An 18393-nucleotide genomic window follows, 5' to 3' on the forward strand; every position below is an offset into this window, starting at 1 on the left:
TAAGTCCTGATCGACATTGTTCTGGTTTTGGGCTTCCACACGCTCAGGCCTGAGATGGAATCCGGCTTCCTACTGGTAGCTAGCCTTCTCGTCCTCGCTAAGGTGGATTCTCGGCACCGCCTGTTAGAGCCGCCGCCTCGACGAACTCGATCGTCGGAATGGACTGAAGGGTCTCGATCAACGTGTATCGCCCCGCAACGGGCGCGTTCTAAACCCGCCGGCCGAAGGCGGAGACAGCGTCAGCTGTTGAACCCGGCCCCGCAAGAACTGCCAACTGGCCAACCGCAACGTTGCTGACGTCTACACGGCCCCTGCCCATGTCAGGACAAGGCGGCCGCTCAGACGGAGCGAGAGGGCTCCGTGAGCCGATATCGATTGCGTTGGAACAGTGTCTCACGCGCATCGATGCCAGCAGCCTTGCGATAGATCTGCTACTACGATCTTGATCCGGACCATCTCGTGACGCCAATTCAGCCGTTGACCATCAAGCGATCTTCGCGCGAGAAGAAGGGTGGGATGCGGATCGTCGCAATGTCACCGGCTGTTCGAAGATTGCGTCGCAGGGTCGTCGTGCCCCCAAACGCCAATGGCGTCTGGCGGTTCGTGACGACAGCGCCGTCGTTGCGACCCGTTGGAGCCGAGAATTTAGAGCAGCGGAGAATTCAGATTGCTGCTTGCTACCGCCATACTTCTGGACTTCGTCCATTTGGCAACGATCATGCAGGCAAAGACGCTTTGCAGAGTTCGTCATGCGTGCCGCGACCTCATGCCGCATCACTGCCTCGGAGATCAGCGTTCCGTAGTTGACGGTTCCGTTAGCCGGGCGCCGGACGCTGCGGCGAGGCTCGTCGGGTAGCATCGTTGCGCCATGTGTTCCGAACCACCATTCGAACACAACCCGGAGTCCGGATATCGTCAGCCGGAGTCTGGCCATGCTGTTGGACCCGTGCAGCAGAACGCCCCGTCCAAGCCTTGGAGACATGGCAACGCGAAGGCTGGCTCCGCACAATCGGAATGTGTGGGCGGTCACCGTCATCGACCTGGATCGCCGGTGCTGCTATGCCATAAAATCAGACCGAAGACGATTTTGATGCTGCATATCAGAGGGTAACTCGTGTCCTACCGCTTTCATCTTTCTGGAAAACGCGTTTTTGTCGCAGGTCACCGCGGCATGGCTGGCAGCGCATTGATACGCCGCTTGTCGTCCGAGGGCGTCGAGCTTCTGACGGTGCCACACCGAGAACTCGATCTGCGCGATCAAGCCGCGGTGTTCGCATGGTTCGCACGCGCGAAGCCCCAAGTCGTGGTCCTGGCGGCCGCCAAGGTCGGCGGCATCGTCGCCAACAATACGCTGCGCGCGGAGTTCATCTACGACAACATCGCCATCGCCACCAATGTCATTCACGCTGCCCACGTGAACGGCGCCGAGAAGCTGATGTTTCTGGGCTCATCCTGCATCTATCCGAAGCTTGCTCCTCAGCCGCTGCGCGAGAACGCGATGCTGACAGGACCGCTCGAGCCGACCAACGAGCCTTATGCGATCGCCAAGATCGCCGGCATCAAGATGGTCGAGGCCTATCGCAGCCAATATGGCGCCGACTTCATCAACGTCATGCCGACCAATCTCTATGGTCCGGGCGACAACTATCATCCCGAATACAGCCACGTCGTCGCGGCGCTGATCCGCCGCTTCCATGAGGCCAAGCTCGCGGATGCGCCGGAGGTCGTGGTCTGGGGCACCGGCACGCCGCGGCGCGAGTTCCTCTATGTCGACGACATGGCGGATGCCTGCGTGCACCTGATGAAGACCTATTCCGACACCGCGCTGGTCAACATCGGCACTGGCAAGGATATCACCATTGCCGACTTCGCCCGCGTGGTTGCCGCCGTAGTAGGCTTCAAGGGCAGCATCAGCTTTGACCGGTCACGGCCGGATGGCACACCACGCAAGCTTCTCGACGTCTCCCGCCTGACGGAGCTTGGCTGGCGCGCGACGACTTCCCTGGAAGTGGGAGTCGGGCTCGCCTACCAGGCATTTCTGCGCGAAGCGGCGACGCAGTAGTTAGTCATCATTGGCAAGGGCGAGTCCACCAAAGGCCATTCGGCGCTAGATCTCTTCGAAGCTGCCGGAAGCCTCGATCTCAGCGACGATATCGAGGTCCCTGTAGTGCCGCGAACAATCCGGATTCTCTGCCTCGATGAAATGCTCGGCTGCCATGAGAGCTTCACACTCCTCCGCCCGGCGGTTGTTGTTGATAACGGCGAGCCCCCTGTTCTGCGACGAGACGCGGCGCGCTTTGCGGGAAAGCGTGGCCTATCAGGGAACTGCCTGCGCCACCGTGGCCAGGCCTACAGAGTTTGGCTCGATCGGCAGAGCCCCAGCGGGCGCAATTGAGACCTCGAGTCCCGCCGCACCCGCGCGTGCAGCTATGTGGGGGTTGGCCATCGAAACAGCGATGCCGGAACATCACCTGCGGCGACAGCTTAGACGACGGCAACGAGAACGTCAGGCGGATAAGTCGGCCGGCTAGCGTCGCAAAGGTCGGCGAGACCGTTAGACTTTCGCGTATGGTTCTGCATTGCAGACAAAGCTCCTTGAATTTGCCTGTGGAGGGATCAATAGACGGCGCTTTCAACAACCTTGTTTCAGGAAGGCTCCAGGCTCCCCTCCGTTTGCAGTCCGCGAACACGATCTTGCGGTTCAATCTAGGGTTGACCTTTGAGCGGCGACCGCAAGGCTCGTGGTCGTGGATGCACCGCGGAGACCCGGCCGCCATTGACACGTCCGGCACAGAAGGCGGTAGCCTTCCAGAACTGCCCCGTCGACTGTCGCAGCGGCCGCTGCTGTCTGATGACACCCGCTCTGCGCATCTGCGCGGCATGCATATCTGATACGTGTGCTTTGCAAGTCGCGAGCGTCGCCAGCTCATACGCAGCACGTCGAACTGATTCAGCGCAATTGCGCGGTCGACCCGCTGGTCATAATTGATGCTGATCAACTACTTTCAACAATTTTTGGTCGCAGTTTATGACGATTATCGCTCCGCTTGCACTCGACTTGTGCAACCTCGGCGAGCTTTTGCCTTGCTCGTGCGGATGATCGTTCGTATGATTCGAATGTGATCCGATCGTGAGGAAAGTTCACTACCGGCACATTCCCTCCCAATGCTCGCGAGACCCGACCAGTGTTACAGCGACGCAGTTTTCTCGGGCTTCCGCTATTGGCATTGTGTGGCTCGACGAGTTTGGCCTGGGCGGGCAATTCCGTCGAGACGTCGAGAATCAGAGTGACGATCGGCGGAAAAGCATTTCTACAATACGCACCAGTGACACTTGCCGAGCGCCTCGGCTTCTTCAAGGATGCGGGCCTCGACCCGGAGCTTCTTGACGTGAGCGGCGGATCCAAGGCGCTCCAGGCTCTCGTGGCAGGAAGTGCTGAACTCACCGCTGGCGCTTTCGACCACACGATTCAGATGCATGCCAAGGGACAAAAGATCGTCGGGGTTGTGCTGTTTGGCAGGCATCCGACGTTCGCATTGGCCCTGCGAAAGGAGAAGGCTGCGGCCTATCGCGACCCGAGCAGCCTGAGAGGCATGAAGATCGGGGTCACGGCGCTGGGATCCCAAACGCAGTTCATGGTGGAGTACATCGCTTTGCGAGCTGGTGTCTCTCCGGCCGACATTTCCTTCGTCAGTGTCGGAGGTGGCACAGGTGCGGTAGCAGCGATCCGCAACGGCGCTGTCGATGCGGTCGTCACGGGTGAGCCGGCGCTTACGGCGCTGACATCAGCAGGTGACGTCCAACTGGTCGCGGACACTCGCACCAACGAAGGGACGATCGGCATTTTTGGCGGTCTCTATCCGTCAGGGACGATCTACGCGCGGTCAGACTTCATCGAACGCAATCCCGATACGCTCCAGGCCTTTGTTCTCGCGATGGTGCGCGCCCTGCAGTGGATTGATCGCGCGTCGGTCGACGAGATCGCCGATGCGCTCCCGGAGGAATGGGCCAAACCTGATCGAAACATCTTTCTCGCCTCTATCCGGGGCACGCGAGACATGTTTTCGCCCGATGGCCGGTTCAGCGCCGACAGCGCAGGCATCGCACTTCAGGTGCTATCGACGGTCGACCCGCAATTGCGTGGCGTGAAGGTCGATCTGGCAGAGACGTATACGAACAGATTCGTCGAAAAGGCTCTCCAGACGCTGGCATCGAAATAGCACCGCGGAAAGCTCGAGTTGATGAACACGCCCGCGGCACTGTGGGATCGAGGCTAGGTAGTGGCGCGCCGAGTTCCGCAGCATTCGGAAGCTTCTGCTTCCGCAGTCAAGAAGGCAGCGCGCAAATCGCGCCCGACAGATAAGTCCAAGCGCCAAAAAGGACGGCCCGCGACCCTTGCACGACGGCGGCGCGACATTCCACTTCATCATCAGGTGTTCTTGGTTCTACAGGATGAAATTGCAGAACGCCGTTATGCACCGGGAGACGCATTGCCGACGGAGGCGGATCTGGCTGTGCTCTTCGGCGTCTCGCGCGTGACGATCCGGGCAGCTCTGGATACTCTCGATGAGCTCGGACTGATTGAACGCCGCCAGGGTATCGGCACGTTCGTGCGGGAGCTCTCGAAGCCGAAGCCTCTCACGGTGCCGATGATGGACCTCGCTGCTCGAAACAGGGAGATCGTGCGCACAACACGAGCTCACGTGGTCGAGTTCGAGTTCAAGGTGGCCCCTCGTCACGTTCGCGAGCACTTTCAAGCCCAGCCAGGCGACCTTTTCCAGCGCACAGTTCGCATCCGCTACATGAATGACTGGCCAATCATGCAGGTCACGACCTACATTCCGGAAGCGATCGGACGGCAATTTGGTCCTGAAGACATGGAAGGAGGGTCGCTCTATGCGATTCTGCAGCGCTTCGGCATCACATTCACATCTGGCGAGCAGATTGTGACGGCAGCTGCAGCCGACCCCGTTGTCGCAGCACGCCTCAATGTCGCGATAGGCGCACCGCTCTTGAAGGTGGTGCGCATTCATTTCGACAGCGCCGGACGTCCGATTCAGCACTTCGAGCTGCTGGCTCCACCTGCAACCTACGAGCTTCGCATGCCATTGAAAGACTTCTAGCCTGCCTGCAAGCGCGCCAAGTCCCGAGCACGTCCCGTCCAAACTGACATTTCGGTACGCGTGCGAAGGAGAAGCGCTCACGATCTCATGGGGCCGCGCCGTGGGCGGACCGGCCCACACCGGGAGGCGTCACAAGACATGAGCCTCTGCACGGCGGCCGAACGATACAGATGACGTCCGAACCAGTTTCCCCTTCATTCCCTCGCTTTCAATCGACGGTCCCTCACTACGTGGCCGGGCGACCGAATTACGCACCCGCGCTCATCCAAGTTGTGGCGGATCACCTTCGTCTGACCAAGGACCACCGATTGATGGATCTCGGCTGTGGACCAGGGTGGCTCGGCATCGCATTTGCACCCCTGGTCGGCAAGGTCATCGGAATAGATCCGGAGCCTGCCATGCTGGAGGCTGCTCAGGCGATCGCCAACGCGGCGGCCGTTGAGATCGAACTGATCGAAGGCAGCTCGTTCGACCTCAGCCCGCAGCTCGGCCGCTTTCGCGCCGTGGCGATTGGACGCGCCTTTCATTGGATGGATCGCGCCGATACGCTGCGAAAGCTAGACCCATTGATCGAGGAGGACGGCGCAGTCATGCTGTTCAATGACGTACGTCCCGATGTCCCACAGAACGCCTGGTACAAGCGTTACTCGGACGTCGTCGATCGCTTCACCAACAAGAGTGTCGGTTTCGCACCCGAGCGCCTACGTCACGAACCGATCCTGCTGGAGTCGCGCTTCGGTCAGCTCACCAGAATTGGTGTCATTGAGCAGCGTCTCGTGCCTGTCGCTCGCCTGATCGACCGCGCACTATCGATGTCGACCTCCTCGCCTGAACAGCTGGGCGTTCTCGAAGGTCAGCTCGCGCAGGAATTGACGATGGAGATGTCGCCATTCGCAACCGCCGGCGGCGTCGTAGAAGTCATTGAATCGCAGGTCCTCATTGCGCAGCGCCGCTGAGGCTCACAAGCTTCGCTGCTCAATCGACCTCCTTGGCCGCCCGATAGGGCGAAGGCGCCGGCACACGCCTGTCGCCACAGGCAATCGCACCGCTCCATGACGAAGACGGCCCGCAGCAAAGACCTTTGCTTAGCTCAGCTCTACACCGGCGACTGAACAAGCGGATTCGATCAGATGCCGCACGGTCCGGGCATCCCAGTCGAGCCTCTCGGGGACGTCCGCCCAGTAATTTGAGAGCACATGTGCAGCATGTCGCGCCTTTACCCCCAGACCAACGACCGTTCTGGCCGGAATCGCCATGATGGCGCGTTCAATCGGGTCAAGCGAGCTCAAGACCGCTTCGATGCGCTCTACACCGGGCACCACCACGGCGGAGATCTGCGATTTTGCATCCCAGGTGGCCGCAGCTGATTGCGCATCCTGCTGCTGGAGAGTTGCGAGTTCTGCGGAGAGCGTTTCAAAGCTGCGTCCGAGGGCAACGAGCACGGCGTCGGGATTGCTTTCGATGGCTTGCTCATCGAGCGTCAGACCACCTGGCTCGACGGTTGCCAAAATCCGCAGGGTTTCATCAAGAGACATCACCGAACTCCAGGCCGAAAACGGTCGGTGGAAGGTCGCCGACAGCCGATCGGTTGCAAGGGATCGACGTGCACCCAGCGGACGAAGTCCGCCTCTCCTTCTCGACGTGAGACGATATCGCCCAGTCGTATCAACATCAATACAATATCTGTTTCAGGCCGTAATCAATAGGTCCCAGACTGCCAGAGTCCCGTCACGACGCAATGCGGAGAGCTCGCATCGCGGCGCAGGAAACGGCGTTGTCTTTGACGCCGGCTCATTTCACGCGACGTGCCGAGACGAAAGAGGTTGCGCTCGGCCACTTGGCCCACTCATGCCACGCAAGCCCGCGCTTGGCGAGCTACCGAAATTGGTGGTCCTACACCAGCGGCGGAGTCACCGGCCAGAAAGCTCGTCCGGCGTCCGCAGTGCGGCCTATTGCTGCGTGCCACTATCGTCACTACGCGTCTTACGCGAGTAGCCAACGCCTGTTCGCCTCACTTGGCAGCGCTGAACGCCTCCGTCATATCATGGGACGGCGCAATCAAAGGCTCCGGTTGAGCAGACGGCTGCGACATGTGGCGCCTGAATTGAGCCAAGCCATGCCGCGCCGCGTTGCTGCGGACCCAAGCACGAACTGGCAGGTTTCAAGACAATTGACGCATTGCAAGCGGGCCGCTCAACAGCCGGAAAGCTCGCAAGACCGCACTCAACCACTCGCCATCAGGGGTGCATCAATCATCCTCGTACTGCATCGCGCAGCTATCAAGGGGTTGATGCAACGTTCTCGACGAGCGACGCACCGACAAGCCGAGCTGGTCTGGAGCCAATCGAACCGCAGGGAAGGATGAGGCGCCTGTAGTGCACCCGCAACCTGTCATTTCGGTGCGGGCGCCGGATGACGGCATCAACGTCGTCGAAGAGCGGCTTGCCTGTATGAAGCACATGGTCGTAAACGCCACGGACCCATTGGCCGTAATGATAGTCCGGCTGCTCCTCGAGCGGCAATCCCGGTGCATGCTGTTGCCAGGTTCTGCCGAAGCTTTCAAACCCCGAGCCGATGTCAGCGAAAATGAGCCGGCCGTCGACAGGCTCGATGATGACGAAGCGCTGCAGCGATTGCAGATCGAGGAGGCCCTTCAGTTCGGTATTGTCGCGGCCCTGATCACATTCGAGCCATCGCAGGAACAGGACCGCAAGAGGCTCTGCCTCTTTGGCAAGCGCAGTGATGGGCAACTCACGGCTTCTGAACACCGGCGACAGATGCAGGCGGGCTCGCGCGACCTCATCCCCGATATAGGTCATCGCCTGGCTGACCCTCGGGAACATGCGCTCGACAACTTCATCGCCTGCTTTCACAACGATGATTCGCTCCACGGCCCTATCCGCGATGAAGTATAGCGCCGAAGCGATGCTGATCCCGCAGGCGGTCCTCGGCCTGAGCCGGATCCGGGCCGATCGACTGTCGATCATGGTGACAGCGACGAATCCCAGATTGTCGACCACATAGGACGAGAAATCAAAATCTGACACCGGGCATTGCAGGAATCGCCGCAAAACCGGCGAATGAGCATCCCAAGCCCGCCCATGATCGTCCAGAAGGATGGTTGTCATCGGATCCACGCCATCTTCAATACGAACGCGGCAGGGCGCCAGCGTCTCTGGCGCCCGTTGATGTATCGTCATCGGATCAGATCCGCCAAACGGCTGACCGGATGCCGAACGAAGCAACCAGTTGAACGCATATCGGTCCGCGCCGCTACTACAAGCTTAGGTAGCGGCCGGCCATCGCCCTCCCTCCAGGCACGCGACTTTCCCGGCGGCGCAAGCGGACGCGGCAGGGCCGCGGTCCTCCCCTTGCCAGCACGAACCCGGGCCTGCTCGCCGGCAGTGCTCGCCCTCGGCGAGATCGCCTCCCTCGCCCTCCCCACCGGAACCTATGCGCTGGTGTGACTACCAGAGTTAGTAATTGATCCCGGTATCGCAAAACTGTCAACTGGTGGTTGATGACAGACCCGCACGGGGAAGGGAGACCTTGCATGCTCACGCGACCGCAATCGATTCGTCATGCTGCAGATCATCGTCCGGAACTCGCCACTCGCGCCGCAGTGCTCCGCGAGCAGATCTGCTGCAATCGAGATCTGAGCTTTCTGATGGAGGCCCATGATGGGCTCTCAAGCGCCGTCGCCGAGCGCGCCGGCTTCAAGGGCCTATGGGCATCCGGCCTGTCGATCGCCTGCTCTCTCGGCTATCGCGATGCAAGTGAGGCGTCCTGGACCCAGCTCATCGACGTCGTCGAACGCATGGTCGATTCGACTGATCTCCCCGTTCTCGTCGACGGTGACAGCGGCTTCGGCAATTTCAACAACGCGCGCATTCTGGCCCACAAGCTCCGTCAGCGGGGTGCCGCGGGTGTGGCCTTGGAAGACAAGCAGTTTCCGAAGATGAACTCGTTCGTCGGCGATCGTCATCCGCTCGCCGATGCCGGCGAATTTTCCGGGCGTCTGCGTGCCGTGAAGGATGCGGTTGGAGACGAACTCGTCCTCGTCGCCCGCATCGAGGCCTTGATCGCCGGCCATGGCATGGACGAGGCCCTTCACCGCGCTCACGCCTATGCGGACGCCGGAGCGGACGCCATTCTCATTCATTCCCGGAAGAGCACGGCGGACGAGATTTTCGCCTTCGCCAATGGTTGGCAGAACCGCCTCCCCGTCGTGATCGTCCCAACGAAATACTATCGGACCCCCGCGTCCGCCTTTCGTGCTGCCGGCATCTCGACCGTGATCTGGGCCAATCATTCGATGCGCGCCGCGACAAGCGCGATGCGCAATGTCTGCGAGCGCATCATCACCGAGCAGAGCATCGCCGGGATCGAGGCTGAGGTCGCGACCCTCGAGGATGTCTTCTCGCTGTTTCACTACGACGAGCTGGCGCGCGCCGAGGCCCGATACCTGCTCGTGAATGCCGCGTCAGGCCAGCCAGACTGACCGAACAACTCATGCCGTTCTCGTAAAGGATCAGACTCATGACCCCGACTGCACTCGCATCTCGCATCGACACACCGACGGATGTCTCACAGGTCGACCGCCCCGACATTGCCCAGGTCATCAAGTGGCGGGATAGCTCATACGCCGCCGACCTCTACATTGCAGCGGTATCCTGGCTCGACCTGTTCACCTATCTGGACGGTCATCCCGTCTCTGAAGACGAACTGCGGGAGCATTTCTCGCTTCGTGACCGGCCGACACGTACAATGATCAGGCTCTTCGAATCCTGGGGCCTGATTGCCCGCGAGGGCGGAAAACTTCACGCCACCATCGAAGCCGTCCGATATCTCAGCAGCCGATCCGACGAGAATGTCGCCTCCTACATCGCCACAATGAAGTACAAGTCGTCGGTTCGCGAGCTGTACGACGTCCTGCGGAACGACGGCTCCGACACCTGGCATGTCGCGCGCGGCGACACGACCAGCTGGGACGATCTGATGCAGACGGATGAGTTCGCGGACCTCAACACGCGCGGCATGGAGGAGCGCGGCCGGATCTTTGCCCCGCATCTCGCTACCCTGCTCGATTGCAGCGGCGATACGTCCATGCTCGACATCGGCGGCGGCTCCGGCGTCTATTCCGCTCATCTGCTGATGCGATATCCTCGGCTATCCGCGACCATCTTCGAGCGCCCCCCGGTCGACGAGCTCGCGCGATCCTGTCTGATCGCACGAGGTCTCTATCCCGACCGCGTCCGTATCGTCGCTGGCGACATGTTTGTCGACCCGCTGCCACGCGATGCAAGCCTTCATCTCTATTCCCACGTTCTTCACAATTGGGGACCCGAGAAGGTCCGCCTGCTGATGCGCAAGTCCCACGGCAGCCTCCAGCCCGGTGGCCGCATTGCTGTCTACAGCTGCCATCCCGACGATCGCGGCGGGCGTCCGGCCCCGGCCGCCGAAGCTGAATATTCGGTGCTCCTGACCACGGGCTACGAAGGCTGCTGCTACAGCTTTGAAGACATGCGCGGGATGCTCGAACAGGCCGGATTCGGGCAGGTCGAGTACCACAGATCGCTCTGCAATCGCAGCCTGATCGTGGCGAAGAAACTCAGTTGAGGTCACAGGACGTCGATTCATTGGGGGCGGCAGAGCCGCTCCCAATGCCCTTGTGCAGGAGCAAAAGACATGTCCGTGCCGACGAGCGTTCTTCTATCGAGATTGAGTGCAGCAGGCTACACGTTCTTCTCGGGCGTTCCGTGCTCGCACTTCGCTGACCTGTTTGAGAGGGCGGCCGAAAGCGGCGCGTTGACCGACGTACCCGCGGCCAATGAGGGCAGCGCGGTGGCGCTCGCCGCCGGCGCTGCGCTGTCCGGCCAGCGAGCCGTCGTCGCGCTGCAAAACTCCGGTCTTGGTCACGTCGTCAATCCACTCACCTCGTTGTTGATGGTCAACAGGATCCCGGTGCTCTTGCTGATCTCGGTCCGAGGACATCCCGACGAGAGCGCAGATGAGCCGCAGCACATCTTCATGGGTGCCGCGACGAAGGCGATCCTCGATCAGCTCGCCATCGACTGGGACGAGTTCGATGGAACGACGAGCGGACTGGATCGGCTTCTCGTCCGCGCCGCTGAAGCCCATCGGCAGGAGGCACCTTTTGCTGTACTGTTACGAAAGGGCCAGCTCACGCCGAGCGCCGCAGGAGCGACCCCTGACGCGCCCGATTACCCGCTCAGCGCGGGAGAGGCGATCGAACTGATCTGCCAGCGGCTCGATCCGACCACGTCGATCGTCTCGACGACCGGTTTCATCACGCGAGAGCTCTTCCGGATCGACGATCGTCCCGAGAATTTCTACATGCAGGGCTCGCTCGGACACTGCAGCGCATTGGCGGCAGGCCTCGCCATCGCCATGCCCAACCGTCCCGTGCTCGCACTGGATGGCGACGGCGGCGCGCTGATGCACATGGGAGTCATGTCCACGATTGGCCACACCCAACCCCAGAACCTCATCCACGTCGTGCTCGACAATGAAAGCTACGCATCCACCGGTGGCCAGGCCTCGACGTCACGAAGCTCGTCCCTGGATCTTGTCGCATCCGCCTGCGGCTATCGCTCGTCGGTGCGTTGTGCTGAAGCCGGGGATATCCTGAAAGCAATGGAGCACTTTGCGACGACGCGGGGCCCGCATTTCCTGCTTTGCAAGATCAATCGTTCCCATCCCGCAACGCTTCCGCGCGTGACCACCCGCCATACGCCTGTCGGGAACAAGCGCCGATTCCAGGACGCCATGGGGCGCCATGTTCTTGAACCTTCAGCTGCCGGCTAAAGGGAAACGATGTGATGGTCCGCAAGACGTCTGCTTCGGCAGCCCTCTGCCTGATCTTCGTGATCCTGATCTGGGGTATGAACTGGCTCGTCATCAAGGACGCGCTGCAGATCGCGCCGCCCCTGTTCTTTACAGGACTGCGTCTTCTCGGCGGCGCGGTGGCGATCGCGGTGGCGCGCCTCGCCTTGGGGTATCAGCTCCGCATCGGCGATCGCGGACGGCTCAACCTGCTTGCCGTGGGCATGCTGCAGATGGCCTGCGGGCTGGGCCTGAGCCTCGTTGGGCTCCAATATCTGGACGTCGGCCGAAGTGCTCTCATTTTCTATACGATGCCGCTCTGGCTTGCGATCATTGAGTGGGTTTTGGACGGAAGGCGGCAGACCGGCTTCGAGCTTGCAGCGATCGGGAGCGGGCTTGGTGGAATCATGTTGTTGAGCGCCAATGGCCTCGGGCCTATGGCTGCACCAATGACTTTCGACAACGCGGAAGGGGTTGCCCTGCTGCTGATTGCGGCCATCTGCTGGGCCTTGGGAACGTGGCTCGCCAACCGAGCTCACAGCGATATCGACGTCTGGAGCCGGACCACATTCCAGCTCGCAGCGGCAGGGATGGCGGTCATGACGGCCTCAGCCGTCCTCGAGCCGCATTTCGAGGTCAAGCGCCTTTCAGCTCTCGCCTTCCCGATCGCGTTCAACTGTATCGTAGCGACCGGCCTCGCATTCGTTGCCTGGTACTATGCGTTGGCTTCAATTCCGGCGCGGATCGCATCTCAGAGCCTCGTTCTCATTCCCGTCGTCGCGCTGATCTCAGCTCTCGTCCTGCAGGGGGAGGAGCTCGCGTTGCGCACGGTTCTTGCCTGCCTGCTGATCATCATGGGCGTCACGGTCGTGATCTGGCAACGCGAAGAGCGGCCTTCGCGCAACAAGCCGGCCAGAGCGCCTTTCAGCCAGATCGACGAGGCCGACAAGTCGCAAGCAAGCGTCAGCCGGCGCAGCCTTTGAGTTGAGGAGCCATCCATGGACGCTGTTGAACCGATCTACCAGCCGATGCTCCTGGCTGGAGCATCAGCAGACGCGGATCGCGTCATTGAAGTCAGGAATCCCTTTTCCGGCGCGCTCGTCGGGACGGTGCCGCAGGCAGAGCCACGTCAAATACGGGCTGCATTCGCGGCGGCCGCGCGCTTCCGCCCAAAGCTGAGCCGCCGCGAAAGGTCCGATATCCTGCTCGGCACGGCGCGCGCGATCGCAAGAGATCAGGACCGGCTCGCACAACTCATAACCGCCGAGACCGGTCTCTGTCTGCGGGACTCCCTGCATGAAACGAGGCGCGCCTGCGACGTCTGGTCGTTTGCCGGCCATGCGCTGATTCAAGCTGATGGCGAGATCTACCCTGGAGACATCGGCGGAAACCCTCATCAGCGGCGCATTTTTTCAATGCGTACGCCGCTCGCGGGGGTCATCGCGGCCATCACCCCCTTCAATCATCCGCTGAACCTGGTCAGCCACAAGCTGGCGCCGGCAATTGCGACCAACAACCGCGTGGTGCTCAAGCCGTCGGAGCAGACGCCCCTGACGGCACTTGCGCTGGGCAGGATCCTCCGCGAACAAGGCTTGCCAGAGGGCATGCTCTCGATCGTGACCGGAACGCCGCGCGATCTTGGAGATTGCGTGTTCACCGATGAGGACGCCGAGCTCGTGACATTCACGGGGTCGGTTCGCGTCGGGCACCAAATCGCGGAACGGGCAGGTTACCGGCGGCTCGTCCTCGAACTGGGTGGGAACGATCCGTTCATCGTCCTTTCGGATGCGGACGTCGATCGGGCCGCGCATCTGGCCGTGCAGGGCGCAGTCAGACATTCCGGTCAACGCTGTACGGCCGTGAAGCGGGCGCTCGTCGTGGATGAGCTTGCCGATCACTTCGCCGAGCGTGCCCTGCACCACATGCAGCAGCTCTCAACGGGCGACCCCAGCGATCCTTGCGTTGATCTCGGCACCGTCATCAGCGAAGACGCAGCCCAGCTGATTGCCAGACGCGTGGCCGGTGCGGTCGCGGCAGGTGCCAGGCTTCTGCTCGGCGGTGAACCTCGCGGCGCCTTTTATCCTCCCACGCTGCTCGATCATGTCTCGCCCGCTTGCGAGCTCGTTGCCGAGGAGACGTTCGGCCCGGTTCTGCCGATCATCCGATGCAACAATGATATCGACGAGATCATCAGGATTGCGAACGCCACCAAGTTCGGACTTTCCGCCGCCGTCTGCTCCAACCGCCTCGATCACATCACGAGGCTCATCGAGGGCCTCGCGGTCGGCTCCGTCAATGTGTGGGAAGTTCCCGGCTATCGCACCGAACTCACTCCGTTCGGCGGCATCAAGCAGTCCGGCCTCGGTCACAAGGAGGGCATCCTGGAGGCGATGCGCAGCTTCACGCAGGTGAAAACCTACTCCCTGCCCTGGCCGGTCTAGGGCCCTCGACCTGCTCGCCGGTTGCCACCGAGCGAGTCATCAAAGCGGTCGAGCCGCCGCGCCAGGAACGAAGCGGCTGCGCACGCAATGCGCACCTAGCCGATCAGCAGCTTCTCCGCCGCATTTTCATCAGTCACGAGAACATGACAGAGCCCGGCCAGCAGCGCGGCGCGAATGATCGCGACCTTCTGCAGTCCTCCCGCTGCCAGAACCCGGTGCTTGATCCGATGAATATGGTCCCAAGGCGGATTGATGGTCCGCCGCGACAGCGGATGATCCACTCGCTTGCCATTGCGATCGAGGTAGTGGCCGCAAATGTCTCCGACCGCGCCGGCCGCTCGCAGCGATGTCCAGGTCTTGCGCGAGATGACGTTGTATTCGAGCACCTTTGACTGCTCGGAAAGGTCGATCGCGCTCAAGAGGGCCATGTCCAGACTTGGCACCATGGCCAGCACGGAGCGAACCGGCTCGCTGTCCACGATGAGGTCTCGGAAGGCCGCGTCGTCGACGAACATGGGCGCTGTGAGATAATAACAGCGGGCTCCGAGCGCGCGAGCGATCATCGCAGCGTTGTCGTACGGATTGATCGGCGCGCTTTCCGCCAATCCGCCGCAGAGCAGGACGACCTTGGTGTTCTGCCCCTGACGCGGCCTCAGGTTCTGGGCGGCTGCGTTGATCGTCCCTCCCCAGGTAATTCCAAGCGAGCCGTCCGCGGGGAGCCGTTCAGCGACGTAGTTGGCAGCTGCCGCTCCCAGAAACGACCTGACGTCCGGGTCGGTCATAGGGGTTGGGACCACGATGGCTTGCGTCAAGCCGTATCGTGCAGCGAGCTCCGCCTCGAGTTTCGTTCTCTGCCCGGCGGGATCGGTGATCGTGATCTGTACGAAGCCGCTTTCCCGCGCGAGCCCGAGGATCCGATTGACGCGCTTCCGCGTCATGTTCAGCCGCTGCGATATCGCTTCCTGGGTCTGCCCTTCCTTGAAATAGTACCAGCATATTCTGGCAACCAGGACCCGGTCTTCCAGGATCGTATCGGCGTTGTCGGTCTCGCCGTCGCGCAGTTTCAGGTTTGAGGTGGTCACGTCACAGCCTGAGTCGGGTTTGGGTCAGGACCCATGTGTGCCCCGTCGCGGTCGCTACGACAACTGCCATCCCGAATAGCCCAATTGTACCGCATTCGTCACAAATGTGTCAGCGAACCCGGCTAAGCACCCCCTGCCAATAATGATAGGGGGCTGACCATGCGAAGCATTCTGCTGTCGGTTGCATTTCTCTCCGTCTCGATGAGTGCCGCATTGGCGGAATTCTCGGACGGCAAGGTCGTGATCGGCGTCATGGGAGATCAGAGCGGCGTGGTCGCCGACGTTGGTGGTCCTGGCTCGATCCTCGCGGCCCGGATGGCCGTTGCCGATTTCGGGAGAACCGTCGACGGCACCCCGATCGAGATCGTCACGGCAGATCATCAGAACAAGCCGGACATCGCCTCCAGCATCGCCCGCGAATGGTTTGACCGGCGCGGCGTCGATGCCATCGTCGATCTGCCGCATTCGGGCGTGGTTTTCGGATTGATCCCGCTCGCAACCGATAAGAAGCGCTCGCTTCTGATATCCGGCGCAGCCTCTACCGACATCACGGGCCGCTATTGTTCGCCCTATGTCACACACTGGACCGACGACACCTATGCGCTGGCGCGCGGCACTGCGGCGTCGCTGCTCGACCAGGGCTTGAAGACCTGGTTCTTCCTCACCGCGGATTACTCCTTTGGCCATGATCTGGAGGGAGTAGCCCAACAGGTCGTGGACGAGCGCGGCGGCAAGGTGACCGGCAGCGCTCGCCATCCGCTCGGCACCGCCGACTTCTCCACACTCCTGGTGAGGGCGCGCAGTTCCTCCGCCGAGGTGATCGCGCTTGCCAGCGCCGGCGCCGACACTATCAACGCCATCAAGCAAGCCGGCCAATTCGGGATCACGCGGTCCGGGCAAAAGCTGGCCGCGCTACACGCCTTCGTAACGGATATCAATAGTATCGGTCTGGAGACCGCGCAGAACCTGATCATCAGCACCGGCTTCTACTGGAACGACAATGATGCGACGCGCGCATTCGCCCGGCGGTTTTTTGCCGCCCATGGACGGATGCCAACGCGTGAGCAGGCCGGCGTCTATGTCAGCGTGCTGCACTATTTGAAGGCCGCACGGGCAGGGAACAGCGACGACGCCGCTTCTGTCAACGACCAGATGCGGCAGCTGCCGGTCGACCGCTTCGGCAGCGTGGCGCACATTCAGGCGAATGGACGGGTGACCTATGACATCGGCGTCTATCGCGTGAAGGCGCCTGCCGAAAGCAAGGAGCCGTGGGACTTCTACGTCCGCACAGCCACGGTTCCTGCGAGCGCGGCATTCCGTCCCGCGTCGGCATCCGGCTGCAGCTCGCAGGCGGCCAAGGCGCAATAAACATGGTCGCCAGCGCCTCGCTCCAGGCTTTCGAAGATCCGAGAGCTGTCTCTGCCCCGCTGCCGACCAATCCCGTGCTGAAGGTTCGTGCTCTGACGGTTCAGTTCAAGGACTTCGTCGCCTTGAACGAGGTGTCGCTCGACCTTCGGGAAGGCTGCATTCACGCGGTGATCGGTCCCAACGGAGCAGGCAAATCCACCCTGTTCAACGCGATCAGCGGCTTCATCAAGCCCACCCGCGGCCAGATCGAACTGTTTGGACGCGACGTCACGGCCTGGCCTGCCAATCGGCTGGCCAGGCTCGGGCTGGCCCGATCTTTCCAGATCTGCGCGGTATTTCCCGAATTGTCGGTCGAGGAGAACATGTTGGTGGCGCAGGCCCATGCCAGCCCACCACTCCGGCTGCTGCGCCGCCGCGTCAGCCGCGATCTCGCCCCTCACAACGAGACTCTGCTCGCACGAGCTGGCCTGACCTCCGACCGACGCAGGCAGGCGCGTGAACTCTCCTATGGCCGGCGGCGCCTGCTCGAAATTGCAACCACGCTCGCCCTCAGACCTCGCCTCCTGCTTCTCGACGAGCCGATGTCGGGGCTCGGCCGGGAAGACATCGGTCCAGTCGTCGACATGATTGCCGACGCAGCGCAGGATTGCTGCGTCCTGCTGGTTGAACACAATCTCAAGGTCGTCGAGCGGCTCGCGAACCACGTCACCGTCCTGGCGAACGGGGCCGTTCTGAGCGACGGATCCTATCAAGACGTTGCGCGCGACCACCGCGTCCGCGCCGCCTATCTGGGTGCAGCCGCTGATGCTTGATCCGGAACGAAGCGAGGCAGGCCTTCCCCTTGCGATATCCAACCTCAAGGCCTGGTATGGCGAGGTCCAGGCGCTGTTCGGGATCGACTTCACCGTATCGGAGGGTGAGGTCGTCGTGCTGCTGGGCCGCAACGGCGCCGGCAAGAGCACCATCCTGCGCGCCATCATGGGCCTGTTGCAGCGGCAGTCGGGGCATGTGCTGGTGCAGGGGCGAGAGGTGCGTTCGCTGCGTCCATCGGAGCGCGCGCATCTTGGTCTCGGCTACTGTCCGGAAGAGCGAGGGATCTTCGCCAGCCTCACCGTGGCCGAGAACATGGCGCTATCGCCCACGCTGGGCGGCTCCGGCATGAGTGATGATGAGATCTTCGAACTGTTTCCGAATCTCAGGTCGCGGACCCGCCATCTCGGCGGGCAGCTGAGCGGCGGCGAACAACAGATGCTGGCGATCGGGCGGATCCTGCGAACCGGTGCCCGAACTCTGCTGCTGGACGAGCCGACGGAGGGGCTGGCCCCCATCATCATCCACCAGATCGAACAGGCGATCACCGCGCTCAAGCAGCGCGGCTACACCATCCTGCTGGTCGAGCAGAACCTCGCTTTCGTGCTGGGCGTCGCTGACCGGGTTGTTGCAATCGAGAACGGACTGGTTGTCGACAATTGCCCGACCTGCGAGGCCGAGCGCATCGAAGCGCGCCTCTCCAAATACGTTGCCGTGTGAATC

Annotated in this window: 15 protein-coding genes; 12 read left to right on the forward strand and 3 right to left on the reverse strand. The window is 61.7% G+C overall.

Translation table 11 applies throughout. The annotated features are described in order from the left end of the window. The first annotated feature begins 1114 nt into the window (after positions 1 to 1114). The 4 genes from QW845_RS09855 (at position 1115) to QW845_RS09870 (ending at position 6079) form a co-directional block, all read left to right on the forward strand. Positions 1115 to 2062, forward strand: a complete 948-nt coding sequence (locus tag QW845_RS09855; RefSeq protein ID WP_315716394.1) for a GDP-L-fucose synthase — start codon at positions 1115 to 1117, stop codon at positions 2060 to 2062. A 1225-nt stretch (positions 2063 to 3287) separates the two neighbouring features. Further along, on the forward strand, positions 3288 to 4220 hold the full coding sequence (locus tag QW845_RS09860) for an ABC transporter substrate-binding protein (protein ID WP_315801412.1): 933 nt from the start codon (positions 3288 to 3290) through the stop codon (positions 4218 to 4220). A gap of 60 nt (positions 4221 to 4280) precedes the next feature. After that, entirely contained in the window at positions 4281 to 5123 is an 843-nt protein-coding gene (locus tag QW845_RS09865) for a GntR family transcriptional regulator (protein WP_315801413.1), read from the forward strand. A 170-nt stretch (positions 5124 to 5293) separates the two neighbouring features. Next, positions 5294 to 6079: a class I SAM-dependent methyltransferase gene (locus tag QW845_RS09870; protein WP_315801414.1), complete on the forward strand. Its 786-nt coding sequence runs from the start codon at positions 5294 to 5296 to the stop codon at positions 6077 to 6079. Positions 6080 to 6208: 129 nt separating this feature from the next. Here QW845_RS09870 and QW845_RS09875 read toward each other — a convergent pair whose 3' ends face one another. After that, positions 6209 to 6658 carry a hypothetical protein gene (locus tag QW845_RS09875; protein WP_315801415.1) on the reverse strand — a complete coding sequence of 150 codons (450 nt, stop codon included), beginning with the start codon at positions 6656 to 6658 and terminating at the stop codon, positions 6209 to 6211. 744 nt (positions 6659 to 7402) lie between these two features. Further along, entirely contained in the window at positions 7403 to 8323 is a 921-nt protein-coding gene (locus tag QW845_RS09880; RefSeq protein ID WP_315801416.1) for a hypothetical protein, read from the reverse strand. Positions 8324 to 8745: 422 nt separating this feature from the next. Between QW845_RS09880 and aepX the strand changes: the two genes are divergently transcribed. From aepX to phnY, 5 genes are all read left to right on the forward strand, one after another. Continuing rightward, entirely contained in the window at positions 8746 to 9624 is an 879-nt protein-coding gene (gene aepX / locus QW845_RS09885; RefSeq protein WP_315801754.1) for a phosphoenolpyruvate mutase, read from the forward strand. 38 nt (positions 9625 to 9662) lie between these two features. Continuing rightward, positions 9663 to 10742 carry a methyltransferase gene (locus QW845_RS09890; protein WP_315801417.1) on the forward strand — a complete coding sequence of 360 codons (1080 nt, stop codon included), beginning with the start codon at positions 9663 to 9665 and terminating at the stop codon, positions 10740 to 10742. Positions 10743 to 10811: 69 nt separating this feature from the next. Continuing rightward, positions 10812 to 11951, forward strand: a complete 1140-nt coding sequence (aepY, locus tag QW845_RS09895) for a phosphonopyruvate decarboxylase (RefSeq protein ID WP_315801418.1) — start codon at positions 10812 to 10814, stop codon at positions 11949 to 11951. 14 nt (positions 11952 to 11965) lie between these two features. Beyond that, on the forward strand, positions 11966 to 12952 hold the full coding sequence (locus tag QW845_RS09900; RefSeq protein WP_315801419.1) for a DMT family transporter: 987 nt from the start codon (positions 11966 to 11968) through the stop codon (positions 12950 to 12952). A gap of 15 nt (positions 12953 to 12967) precedes the next feature. After that, complete coding sequence (phnY, locus tag QW845_RS09905) at positions 12968 to 14410, forward strand: phosphonoacetaldehyde dehydrogenase (protein ID WP_315801420.1); 1443 nt, start codon at positions 12968 to 12970, stop codon at positions 14408 to 14410. Between the two features lie 95 nt (positions 14411 to 14505). On the opposite strand, the gene QW845_RS09910 is transcribed toward phnY, so the two are convergent. After that, the gene (locus tag QW845_RS09910; protein ID WP_315801421.1) at positions 14506 to 15492 is read right to left on the reverse strand and encodes a sugar-binding transcriptional regulator; all 987 of its coding nucleotides are present in this window, start codon (positions 15490 to 15492) and stop codon (positions 14506 to 14508) included. A 159-nt stretch (positions 15493 to 15651) separates the two neighbouring features. On the opposite strand from QW845_RS09910, the gene QW845_RS09915 reads away from it, so the two are divergent. From QW845_RS09915 to QW845_RS09925, 3 genes are read left to right on the forward strand one after another with little or no spacing between them, the layout of a single operon-like run. Next, on the forward strand, positions 15652 to 16860 hold the full coding sequence (locus QW845_RS09915; protein ID WP_315769764.1) for an ABC transporter substrate-binding protein: 1209 nt from the start codon (positions 15652 to 15654) through the stop codon (positions 16858 to 16860). A gap of 2 nt (positions 16861 to 16862) precedes the next feature. After that, on the forward strand, positions 16863 to 17672 hold the full coding sequence (locus tag QW845_RS09920) for an ABC transporter ATP-binding protein (RefSeq protein WP_315801422.1): 810 nt from the start codon (positions 16863 to 16865) through the stop codon (positions 17670 to 17672). Next, a complete protein-coding gene (locus tag QW845_RS09925) occupies positions 17665 to 18390 on the forward strand; it encodes an ABC transporter ATP-binding protein (RefSeq protein ID WP_409997899.1) in 726 nt (241 codons plus the stop codon). Before QW845_RS09920 ends, QW845_RS09925 begins: the two co-directional genes overlap by 8 nt. Positions 18391 to 18393: the final 3 nt, after the last annotated feature.

It is taken from the genome of Bradyrhizobium sp. SZCCHNS3002 (assembly GCF_032377435.1).
In the GTDB taxonomy this organism is placed as follows: domain Bacteria; phylum Pseudomonadota; class Alphaproteobacteria; order Rhizobiales; family Xanthobacteraceae; genus Bradyrhizobium.